The sequence below is a fragment of the Porphyromonas bennonis DSM 23058 = JCM 16335 genome (genome assembly GCF_000375645.1).
Classification (GTDB): Bacteria; Bacteroidota; Bacteroidia; order Bacteroidales; family Porphyromonadaceae; genus Porphyromonas_A; species Porphyromonas_A bennonis.
This window is the reverse complement of the sequence record NZ_AQWR01000054.1, coordinates 1-10,525: the sequence shown is the minus strand read 5'-3', so window position 1 is coordinate 10,525 and position 10,525 is coordinate 1. Positions and strand designations below refer to the sequence as shown.

11 protein-coding genes are annotated in these 10,525 nt (G+C 56.8%); 10 read left to right on the top strand and 1 reads right to left on the bottom strand.

What is annotated here, in order from left to right:
- Positions 1–382: 382 nt before the first annotated feature.
- Positions 383–877, bottom strand: coding sequence for an HU family DNA-binding protein (locus tag B088_RS07580; protein ID WP_018107821.1), 495 nt, complete (start codon positions 875–877; stop codon positions 383–385).
- A gap of 243 nt (positions 878–1,120) precedes the next feature.
- Between B088_RS07580 and B088_RS07575 the strand changes: the two genes are divergently transcribed.
- The 10 genes from B088_RS07575 to B088_RS07540 all read left to right on the top strand — a co-directional run bounded on the left by B088_RS07575 (position 1,121) and on the right by B088_RS07540 (position 10,297).
- Positions 1,121–1,429: a DUF4248 domain-containing protein gene (locus B088_RS07575; protein WP_018107819.1), complete on the top strand. Its 309-nt coding sequence runs from the start codon at positions 1,121–1,123 to the stop codon at positions 1,427–1,429.
- A 536-nt stretch (positions 1,430–1,965) separates the two neighbouring features.
- A complete protein-coding gene (locus B088_RS07570) occupies positions 1,966–3,036 on the top strand; it encodes a hypothetical protein (protein ID WP_025082041.1) in 1,071 nt (356 codons plus the stop codon).
- 252 nt (positions 3,037–3,288) lie between these two features.
- Positions 3,289–4,209, top strand: a complete 921-nt coding sequence (dapA, locus tag B088_RS07565) for a 4-hydroxy-tetrahydrodipicolinate synthase (RefSeq protein ID WP_018107817.1) — start codon at positions 3,289–3,291, stop codon at positions 4,207–4,209.
- Between the two features lie 48 nt (positions 4,210–4,257).
- On the top strand, positions 4,258–4,569 hold the full coding sequence (locus B088_RS08635) for a hypothetical protein (RefSeq protein WP_155802380.1): 312 nt from the start codon (positions 4,258–4,260) through the stop codon (positions 4,567–4,569).
- A gap of 10 nt (positions 4,570–4,579) precedes the next feature.
- Positions 4,580–5,038: an IS200/IS605 family transposase gene (gene tnpA, locus B088_RS07560; protein WP_018107816.1), complete on the top strand. Its 459-nt coding sequence runs from the start codon at positions 4,580–4,582 to the stop codon at positions 5,036–5,038.
- Positions 5,016–5,354, top strand: a complete 339-nt coding sequence (locus tag B088_RS08630) for a hypothetical protein (RefSeq protein WP_155802378.1) — start codon at positions 5,016–5,018, stop codon at positions 5,352–5,354. The genes tnpA and B088_RS08630 overlap by 23 nt, the downstream gene beginning before the upstream one ends.
- A gap of 368 nt (positions 5,355–5,722) precedes the next feature.
- Positions 5,723–6,958, top strand: a complete 1,236-nt coding sequence (locus tag B088_RS07555) for an MFS transporter (protein ID WP_018107815.1) — start codon at positions 5,723–5,725, stop codon at positions 6,956–6,958.
- A gap of 195 nt (positions 6,959–7,153) precedes the next feature.
- Positions 7,154–7,435, top strand: a complete 282-nt coding sequence (locus B088_RS07550) for a DUF4492 domain-containing protein (RefSeq protein ID WP_018107814.1) — start codon at positions 7,154–7,156, stop codon at positions 7,433–7,435.
- Positions 7,436–7,489: 54 nt separating this feature from the next.
- Positions 7,490–9,082 (top strand): cytochrome ubiquinol oxidase subunit I, encoded by a 1,593-nt coding sequence (locus B088_RS07545; protein ID WP_026170556.1) that lies wholly within the window; start codon positions 7,490–7,492, stop codon positions 9,080–9,082.
- A 36-nt stretch (positions 9,083–9,118) separates the two neighbouring features.
- The gene (locus B088_RS07540; protein WP_018107812.1) at positions 9,119–10,297 is read left to right on the top strand and encodes a cytochrome d ubiquinol oxidase subunit II; all 1,179 of its coding nucleotides are present in this window, start codon (positions 9,119–9,121) and stop codon (positions 10,295–10,297) included.
- Positions 10,298–10,525 lie beyond the last annotated feature (228 nt).

The following is a 10,525-nucleotide window of genomic DNA, read 5'->3' as shown; positions in this document are numbered from 1 at the left end:
GCCAGCTTATCGACCATAGACGGTTGCGTATAGATTTGTGTCATGATATGGGTAATAAATGGTTTGTAAAGGTGTGATCTGTGAGGAGGAGAAACACCCGATGGTGTCTTCCTCATAAAGACCTTTGCAAAATGGTCTTTCGCCGAAAAAGCACCGCTTTTTCGGCAGGGACTTTGCAGAATACCCCAGATGCAAGGAACTGAGAGTGAGGGCGAAGGGAGTGTGCTTACGCACATGACCAAGCCCGAATCTCGAAAGTGACGCCGCAGATGGGGTATTATGCAAAGGTCTCTCATAGTGAGATGACGAAGTGTCACCCTCGTCATCCCCGGAGGAGCCTTCATCTCAGCCGAGGTGTCGGCTCCTCGTGCTTAGTGGCTGCTTAGTTGATCTCGCTACCGCCAGTCTCCTTACCGCCGGTCTCGCCACTCGGAACGGTCGGCTCCTCCTGCTCCTCCTGCTCCTCCTGCTCCTTCTTCTCTGCCACCAGGGAAGCAAAGCTGCGGACAGGCACCTCGGCCATCGATGCGAGCATCAGGGTACTGGGGGTGTATCGGATGTGGACTTTCTTCACATTATCAGAGGTAAAGTCCTTCACCGACGCAGCCGCCTTGCTCCTGAAGCGGAGCGCAAAGGATCCCAGCTCTCCCAGCCGAACCGACAGACCATGGGAGAGATACTCCATGATCACCTCCGGGAGTACGGTGAGCACCGCATTGACGTCGGCGCGGTGAACAGTCGATCGCACGGAGATACTCTTGGCGATCTGGTGGAGCGGCACCACACCCATCATGCGCGAGGTGGCGACAGCCACGCGGGGCATCTTGGCGTTAGGGATGGTGTTCTTTCGCTCAGTGACGTTGTAGATAAATGCCATAAGTCATTCTTTATTGCTAAGTGGTTAGATAAGTTGTACACGACCCTATGGGGATCTCCGGGACGGATGGGCGCCTGCAGTACGCTCTCCGAGTCGGTGTTACCCGGATCGTGATGCAAAAGTACGATCCCACACAGACCGAAAGTCTCTTCCGATCCCCTTCTGTCTCTTAGCTGAAAATCGGGGCGACTTTTGCGCAATGGATGAATAATATATACCTTTGCAACAATTACAGTTGATACTATGACGATGAAGAAAGAGAATCACAGCCCGACGCCTGCACTCTCCCCCGCCGATCTCCTGCTGCTGAAGCAGATCGAGACCTGGGAGCCGCTCCGAGGAGAGCTCAGCGGGATCGTCCCCGTCAAGCAGGTAGCCCTGCAGTACTATCCCGACTACAATCCTCAGAGTGCCTCCCGGGCGCTCCGTATGTCGATCAAGACCTATCCCCTCCTGAGCCATGCACTCTCGCTCGTCGGCTGGACCAGTCCCAAGCGCAATTTCACCCCACGCCAGACTGCCGTCCTCGCTCACTACCTCGGCACCCCATAGTCCCTATATATATAAGGACTGCTCCGCCTCTCCGATCGGATACAGGGGTGATAACATTTGGTGGTTCAGCTGTCATCCAACTCATTGTGAAGAGTGGGGAACGAAGCACCCCTCTGGGGTGCACCGTGGTTCGTCCGACTCTTCCAATAAGATAGCGCGACAGACGGGGAGGCTCTAAAAGAGGTGCGTTTTGCATAGCTGCAAAGCTCAAAGGCGTCACCCATGCCCCTCGAGCAAGCTCTGTGTCCAATGTATGGATGTCTGCCCCCTCATCCCGACGTCCTACGTGTATCACCTCCACCCCGACGCATCCGTCTGTCTACCTTTCATCTCCTCAGTGCATCATAATGCGAAATACCTCATTTTGTGTAGCTTTGAGGACAGGGGTGGTGACCCTACCTTCTACTACATCCTATGACTGCCTTAATTCTATTGAGTGATCTGATCATGTAATCTTTACGCGTGGGTGCTGCACCAGTTTGAGGTAGATTATACGCCTGTATGATATTCGATAAACACTTTATTGCTATGATATTATGAGAAGATGGCTTTTCTCTGCAGTTATTGCCGTATGCCTTGCCACCCCCCTCTCGGGGCGAGCTCAGGTAGTATTCTTGGATGATGTGACGTCATCCCCCATATCGGAGGTTGTGCTGATGGGTGGAGATGGACACCTGATCGGGCTATCCGATCGTGGAGGCAGTGTACTGCCGGATAGCTATCCGTCCGGTTCGATCACAGCGTCCCACATTGGCTACGATGATCTGGTGACCTCGATCCATCCCGGTGACACACTACGGATGACCCAGAGTGCGTACTCTCTACCAGAGGTCTCTGTCACCGCTCTTGATCCGAAAGCAGCCTACACGGAAATGGAGGCTCTCGTCCGGATCTACCAGTACATCGATGAGATCCCGACCTACTATACGGAGGCGGTTGTGGCATTTTTCCTGCCTCGTCGAGGCGACAAGCTCAAGTACAGTATCCGATCTCTCCGAGCATACTCGGACGAGGAGTTTATCAAGCAGGCTAAGACGGAGTCCGGAAGTGTCTCTATGGGTAAGAATGGACTGAGTAACTTCCTGCTCAATACACCCTTGCCCCTCGGTAAAGGCTATACGATCACCGATAATGGCGAGGTGAGGAGAAATGGTACTCCGGTGGGAGAGATCAGGAAAACTGAGGATGGCAGCTACCAGGTCTCTATCGACTGGCTTGGAGAGAACAAAGGTCGTCCGAGGACCCTCTTTGGTAGAACCAATACTATTACCATTAAGCGACTGATCCAGACGCTCCCCTCTTATGTCCCCGGGGAGGAACTGTCGGCACGAGACTTTCTGTCGATGCGCGCACTTACGGGGCTGACTACTAAGTATAAGGACGGACCGGAGAAGGAACTTGTCAACATCAGCGACATTTACGTCCTCTCCCTGAGAAGCCTCTCCAAGAGTGAGGTGAAAGCAGAAAAGCCCTCAGGGGACTTCGGCAATGTGGAGCACTCCGTCTCTCCTAAGTCTGACGTATGGAGCCGGATGCCATCCAATATCCCACCGATCCCCGAGGTGATCTCGGCATCCCTCGGCAAGTCTCTCCGAATGATGGACTGACAAAAAAAGGAGTAATCAGACAGCCGATCTGTGACCTCCTCAGGCTATTGAGACTCAGCCCTCGAACTAATACCGGTATTAGAAATCTGCCTGAGGGACCAACCTCCGAGACCTCTCCTCAGAGGCCTATATTGAGTAACAGATTGCAGTGTCTGCCACTTCCCTTATAGTCTGGCTGCGCCGGAGGTGGGGCATGAAGAGGAATATTTCTCTTACATTTGTCTCAAAGAAATCTATTAGAGTACGATAGCTATGCTTACCAAAAGGATCCTATACCTCCGCGGACTCGGGACGGCGATGGTGACGCCCTTCACTGATGACACCTCCAAGAGCGTCGATTACGACCGCCTCCGAATGCTGATCCGCCGCCAGATAGAGGGCAAGGCGGACTTCCTCGTCGCCCTCGGTACCTCTGCCGAGACCCCCACGCTCACGGAGGAGGAGCAGGACCGGGTCATCCGGACCTTCGTGGAGGTCAATCAGGACCGCCTGCCGCTCGTCGTCGGCGTCTCCTCCAATAGCACCCTCAAGGTGATCACCCGTCTCACCACGATGGATGTCACCGGCATCGATGCCGCCCTGGTGGTCTGCCCCTTCTACAATAAGCCCTCCCAGGAGGGGCTCTACCGCCACTTCCGCACCATCGCCGAGGCGTCGCCCATCCCGATCATCATCTACAACGTCCCCTCGCGCACCGGGGTGAATATGCTCCCCGAGACCACCATCCGCCTTGCCAACGACTGCCCCGCCATCATCGGCATCAAGGAGGCGAGCGGCATCGTCGGGCAGATCGATCTCGTCCGGCATCGTGCACCGGAGGACTTCTTCGTCCTCTCGGGTGACGACACCATCACCTTCCCCCTGATGACTATGGGCATCGACGGCGTGATCTCCGTGATCGGCAACGCCTACCCCGCCACCTTTGCCGAGATGGTTCACCTGCTCGCTGAGGGGAAGGATAAGGAGGCGCTCCACACCCACCGGCTCCTCAAGGAGACCTTCCGCCTCCTCTTCGTAGATGGCAACCCCTCCGGAGTCAAGGCGCTCCTCAGCCTGATGGGACTGGCGCCCAACGTCCTCCGACTGCCCCTCGTGTCGGTGTCGGAGAGGACCCTCGCCGCCCTTAAGTCCGAGTACACCTCCGTCAAGGTGGATCCCGCCTTCCGGGACTGAGGCGAGATGATGTCCCTGCAGTGCGACCCGCAAGGGGTCGGGAATAAAATGTCGCCTTGTCCACGGGTCTTCGGGGCTACGCCCCTCGACCTGTGGCTAAGAAACGGGCACCCACAAGGGGTGCCGACCCTGATCGACCCTTATCGACGGGTGCCTACCCCGACAGACCCTGCCCGATGGGTGCCTGCCCTCATCGACCCTTACCGACGGATCCCGCATCCCGCATTCATCGCCCTATACCGATGGGTGGAGGATCCCGCCAGGGATCCACGCTTCATAGCCACAGGTCGAGCCGCGACAGCGGCGATGACCTGTGGGCAGATCATCGTCCGGACCGCGACCCCTTGCGGGTCGCACTGACAATACCGTTATGGACTGCAACCGTCACACCTACTTCTCCGCTTTTTATCACATCGTTTTCTCCACGAAGGAGAGGGAACCTCTACTTCGTGATGATGTGAGAGTCCGTACACAGCAATACATAATAGGCTTCTCTAATAAGCATAAGGTGCGCGTGATGACCATCAATGGTATGCCTGACCACCTTCACTTCCTCATCTACGTACAGAGCCCTGCCCTCGTAATCTCTGATTATATGAGGGAGCTAAAGAAGGCAACGAACAAGCTCATCAATGAGCAGATGGGCTATAGAGGGAGATTTAGATGGCAAGAGGGGTATTTTTGTCAGGCAATCAGCAGAGAGCGTGTAGACTCCTGCTGCAGATATATACAAAACCAGCAGGAGCACCATAAGAAACTCTCATTCCACGATGAATGGCTCGCAATTATGTGTGGGGTAAGTAATGATGAAAGACAGTCAAACTCATAGCTGTGTCTGCGACCCGCAGGGGGTCGGGAATGGGTTAACGACCTATCCACGGGTCTTCGGGGCTGCGCCCCTCGACCTGTGGCTAAGAAACGGGCACCCACAAGGGGTGCCTGCCCCGACCGACCCTTACCGACGGGTGCCGACCCCGACCAACCCTGCCCGATGGGTGACGGATCCCGCATTCATTGCCCTATACCACCGACCGGAGGATCCCGCCAGGGATCCACGCTTCATAGCCACAGGTCGAGCCGCGACAGCGGCGATGACCTGTGGACAGATCATCGTCCGCACCGCGACCCCTTGCGGGTCGCACTGATAATACTCGCAATTTTATATTGGGCAAATGATGACGAAAGAAAATCAAACTCTTAGCTGTGTCTGCGACCCACAAGGGGTCGGGAATGGGAGAACGACCTATCCACGGGTCTTCGGGGCTACGCCCCTCGACCTGTGGCTAAGAAACGGGCACCCACAAGGGGTGCCTGCCACGACAGACCCTGCCCGATGGGTGACGGATCCGATCGACCCTTATCGACGGGTGCCGTATCCCGCTAGGGATCCACGCTTCATAGCCACAGGTCGAGCCGCGACAGCGGCGATGACCTGTGGACAGATCATCGCCCGGACCGCGACCCCTTGCGGGTCGCACTGACAATTTCGTATCCATAATACAAAAACGACTATATGCAATCTACCTCTTCGCTTAAGGGCAAACTGATCGTGATGAACTTCCTGGAGTACGCCGTCTGGGGAGCTTGGCTGATCTCCCTCGGCGTCTACCTCGGGACGCTCGACTTCACCGGCGGGCAGATCGGCGCTTTCTTTGCCACCATGGGCATCGCCTCGATCTTTATGCCGACACTGATGGGCATCGTCGCCGATAAGTGGATCCCCGACGAGCGGCTCACCTCGATCTGTCACCTCATCGCCGGAGGGCTGATGATCGCCGCCGCTCAGGTGACTGACTTCATCTCCCTCTACACGCTGATCCTGCTGAGCGTCTGCTTCTATATGCCGACCCTGGGGCTCACCAATGCCACCGCCTACTCGGCACTCAACCGTGCGGGGCTCGACACCGTGAAGCACTTCCCCCCGATCCGCGTCTTCGGCACCGTGGGCTTCATCTGCGCAATGCTGGTGGTGGACAACCTCGGCTTCAAGACCTCTGCGACACAGCTCTACATCTCCGCCGGACTCTCCTTTGCCCTCGCGGCATGGATGTTTGTCTTCCCCTCGAGCCGGATCATCCGCAAGCCTCGGACCGGGGACGAGGGAGTGCTGGAGAAGCTGGGGCTGGAGGCCTTCCGTCTCTTCAAGCGGCACGACATGGCGATCTTCTTCCTCTTCTCCGTGCTCCTCGGCATCTGCCTCCAGATCACCAACGCCTTTGCCAACGTCTACATCACCGGCTTCGGTGAGGACCCCGCGTACGCCGGCACCTTCGGTGTGGAGCACTCCGGCACGCTGATCTCCCTCTCGCAGATCTCCGAGGCGCTCTGTATCCTGATGATCCCCTTCTTCCTCAAGCGCTTTGGCATCAAGGCGGTGATGATGATCAGCTTCATGGCGTGGGTGCTGCGCTTCGCCTTCCTCGGCTGGGGCAATCCCGGCGATGGCGTGGCTCTCCTGATCTTCTCAATGATCATCTACGGGGTCGCCTTTGACTTCTTCAATATCAGCGGCTCGCTCTATGTGGACAAGCAGACCTCGCCTGCGCTGCGCTCATCGGCTCAGGGCGTCTTCCTGATGATGACGAATGGGCTCGGCTCCACGATCGGTGCCTATGCAGCGGGCTTTGTGGTCGACCGGGTCGGTTTCCCGGAGAGCTGGTTTATCTTCGCCGGCTATGCGCTCGTTGCCGGGATCCTCTTCTGGCTCCTCTTCCACGACCGCTCAGCAGTAGAGACCTCGCAAGCATAACACCTGTCCGAAAACTCCCCTGAGACATTGCCCCCCCGGATGACCCGTTTGTCATCCGGGGGTGATGTTTTTTGTGCAAATTGCAGTTTTTACAGTAAAAAGGGGGTGATTTTTGGGGTGAATATTTGTATTTATTGACAAGAGTAGCTAATATTACAGACGCAAAGGAGTGTAACGACAGAATAGACTACCGAAATGGCCGACAAGAAGCCTACCACTATACAGCCTGAGCCGTCGGGCGAAGCGACCATCGTGCGGGGAAATATCTTCCACCGCTGGTGGGTGATCGTCCGGGACGGCTTCCGGGGCATGACCTGGGGGAAGCCACTCATCTGGCTGATCCTGATCAAGCTCTTCATCATGTTTGCGATCCTGCGCGCCTTCTTCTTCCCCGACTTCCTCGCCTCCAAGGGCGACACGGCTGAGGAGCAGCAGGACTATATCGTCGAGCAATTTGTCGAGCGATCTATCCCGTAGACCACCCGAGCAGCAGATATATTATTTCTATACAAAACCTCATCACATTATCTTATGTTACTCAGTTCACTTGTTGACTGGTCGCGGATCATGTTTGCCATGACGGCGATGTACCACTGGCTCTTTGTCCCGCTGACGCTGGGCATGGGCTTGGTGATGGCAATCGCTGAGTCGAAGTATCTCCGGACGAAGGAGGACTTCTGGCGCGAGACGGCCAAGTTTTGGCAGAAGATCTTCGGGATCAACTTTGCCATCGGCGTCGCTACCGGTCTTATCCTCGAGTTTGAGTTCGGGACCAATTGGTCTAATTACTCCCACTTCGTCGGCGATATCTTTGGTGCGCCGCTCGCCATCGAGGGCATCGTAGCCTTCTTCCTGGAGGCGACGTTCTTCGTGGTGATGTTCTTCGGCTGGGGCAAGGTCTCCGACCGCTTCCACCACTTCGCCACCTGGATGACGATCCTCGGTGCCACCATCTCCGCCTGGTGGATCCTCGTCGCCAATGGCTGGATGCAGAATCCTGCCGGCATGCACTTCAATCCGGACACCGTCCGCAACGAGATGATCGACTTCGCCGCCGTGGCGCTCAATCCCATGGCTGTGGCAAAGTTCTTCCACTCCGTCATCTCCAGCTGGCTCCTCGGAGCTATCGTCGCCATGGGTATCTGTGGCTACTATCTGCTGAAGGATAAGCGCAATCGCTTTGCTCTCGAGAGCATCAAGCTCGCCTCCACCCTCGGCATCGTCGCCTCTGTCCTCACCATCGCCACCGGTCACCTCTCCGCCAATCAGGTGGCAGAGTACCAGCCGATGAAGCTAGCCGCCATGGAGAACCTCCAGCGCGGTCAGCAGGGTGCCCCGCTCTCCCTCATCGGTATGCCCAATAAGGATGCCCATCCCGTGCTGGCTCCTGAGGAGAAAGCGTGGAACTTCAATCTCGAGATGCCCAAGGTGCTGAGCTTCCTTGCCTTCAACGACTTCAATGCCTACGTCCCCGGTATGCGAGACATCATCGAGGGAGGCTATACGAAGCGTGACGGCACCATCGCCATGTCCGCTGATGACCGCATCGCCTCTGGTAAGATAGCGATCCAGGCACTTGCTGACTATAAGGCGGCCAAGAAGGCAGGCGACGAGGCAGCCGCTGCCGGCTACCGTCAGGTGCTGGACGAGAACTTCGTCAACTTCGGCTACGGCTTCATCGAGAATAAGGCCGACCTGGTGCCCAACGTAGGCATGCTCTACTACACCTTCCGCATCATGGTCTACCTCTCCGTCTTCTTCCTCCTCGTCACGATCCTCGGGCTCATCTTCGCCAAGAGGACGATCACCAAGCCCGCCGAGTACGACATGAGGCGCCAGGGATGGTTCTCCTGGGTCATGCTCATCAGCATTCCACTCGTCTACATCTGCTCTCAGTGCGGATGGATCGTCGCTGAGGTAGGTCGTCAGCCCTGGGCGATCCAGGAGGTGCTCCCGGTAGGAGCCGCCATCTCGGATCTCAATCCCGGCAGCGTACAGGTGACCTTCTGGATCTTCGTCTGCTTCTTCACTGCTATGCTGATCGCCGATATCTGCATTATGGTCCATGCGGTCAAGAAGGGCCCCAGGACCGATGAGGAGCTACCCGCAGCATCGGAGCGCTAATGTATCACCACAGATAGATAAGAGACACTACTTATTATGGCATCATACGATTTCTTACAGAACTACTGGTGGTTTATCATCTCGCTCCTCGCCGGGCTGCTGGTCTTCCTGATGTTTGTCCAGGGCGGACAGTCACTCATCTTCAGCCTCGGTAAGGACCCGAAGTACCGCCGCATGCTGGTCAACTCGACCGGCCGCAAGTGGGACCTCACCTTCACCACCCTTGTCACCTTTGGTGGCGCCTTCTTCGCCTCCTTCCCCCTCTTCTACTCCACCTCCTTCCCCGGTGCCTACTGGGTCTGGATGCTGATCCTGCTCCTCTTCGTGATGCAGGCGGTCTCCTATGAGTATCAGCATAAGCAGGGAAATGTGTGGGGCTCCAAGACCTACCAGGTCGCTCTGCTCCTCAATGGTATCCTCGCCCCGATCCTGATCGGAACGGCGGTGGCTACCTTCTTCACCGGAGCCAACTTCAGCGTCAATCCTGAGGCGCTCACCAACCTCGACGGTGGCAGCCAAAACGTCTCCACCTGGCTCCCGTACGATGTGCCCGGCGTCGGTCCCGTGCAGCTGCGCGGCCTCGAGGCGGTGCTCAACCCGATGAACCTTGTCTTCGGTCTCGCCGTCTTCTTCCTCACCCGCGTCACCGCACTCCTCTACTTCATCAATAACATCACCGACCCGGAGGTGAGACGTGTCGCTCGGAAGCGTGTCCCCGCCAATGCGATCTGCTTCCTCGTCACCTTCCTCGCCTTCCTCATCTACGTCCTCCTCGGCAAGGGCTTTGCCGTCGATCCGCAGACGTCGGAGGTCTACATGGAGCCGTATAAGTACTGGCACAACCTGATCCAGCAGCCTGCCCTCCTCATCGCCCTCCTCATCGGCGTCGTCTTAGTGCTCTACGGCATCGGCGTGACGGTCTTCAAGAAAGACTCCACCAAGGGTATCTGGTACCACGGCATCGGTGTCGTGGTGACGGTGACGGTGCTCTTCCTCCTCGCCGGGTGGAATAACACCTCCTACTACCCCTCCTTCGGGGACCTGCAGAGCTCGCTGACGATCCGCAACTCCTCCTCCTCGCAGTACACCCTCAATACGATGATGTACGTCTCCTTCCTGATCCCCTTTGTCCTCGGCTACATCATCTACGTGTGGCGCAAGATGGACTTCCACAAGATCAACGAGTCGGAGATGGCGAAGGACGAGAAGTACTGATCGCCCCCCATCCCGAGAACTATCGAGGGTGCAGTCTGACCTGTCAGGCTGCACCCTCTCTCTATGAGACCTTTGCATAACACCCCATCTGCGTCGTCACTTTCGAGATTCGGGCTTGGTCATGTGCGTAAGCACACTCCCTTCGCCCTCACTCTCAGTTCCTTGCATCTGGGGGGTTCTACAAAGTCCCTGCCGAAAAAGCACCGCTTTTTCGGCGAAAGACCATTT

Excerpts from the sequence above, each read along its gene's own strand:
- B088_RS07580 (WP_018107821.1), bottom strand. The coding sequence starts at position 877 with ATGGCATTTATCTACAACGTCACTGAGCGAAAGAACACCATCCCTAAC.
- B088_RS07575 (WP_018107819.1), top strand. The coding sequence starts at position 1,121 with ATGACGATGAAGAAAGAGAATCACAGCCCGACGCCTGCACTCTCCCCC.
- dapA (WP_018107817.1), top strand. The coding sequence starts at position 3,289 with ATGCTTACCAAAAGGATCCTATACCTCCGCGGACTCGGGACGGCGATG.
- B088_RS07540 (WP_018107812.1), top strand. The coding sequence starts at position 9,119 with ATGGCATCATACGATTTCTTACAGAACTACTGGTGGTTTATCATCTCG.
- tnpA (WP_018107816.1), top strand. The coding sequence starts at position 4,580 with ATGGACTGCAACCGTCACACCTACTTCTCCGCTTTTTATCACATCGTT.
- B088_RS07550 (WP_018107814.1), top strand. The coding sequence starts at position 7,154 with ATGGCCGACAAGAAGCCTACCACTATACAGCCTGAGCCGTCGGGCGAA.
- B088_RS08635 (WP_155802380.1), top strand. The coding sequence starts at position 4,258 with ATGTCGCCTTGTCCACGGGTCTTCGGGGCTACGCCCCTCGACCTGTGG.
- B088_RS08630 (WP_155802378.1), top strand. The coding sequence starts at position 5,016 with ATGAAAGACAGTCAAACTCATAGCTGTGTCTGCGACCCGCAGGGGGTC.
- B088_RS07570 (WP_025082041.1), top strand. The coding sequence starts at position 1,966 with ATGAGAAGATGGCTTTTCTCTGCAGTTATTGCCGTATGCCTTGCCACC.
- B088_RS07555 (WP_018107815.1), top strand. The coding sequence starts at position 5,723 with ATGCAATCTACCTCTTCGCTTAAGGGCAAACTGATCGTGATGAACTTC.
- B088_RS07545 (WP_026170556.1), top strand. The coding sequence starts at position 7,490 with ATGTTACTCAGTTCACTTGTTGACTGGTCGCGGATCATGTTTGCCATG.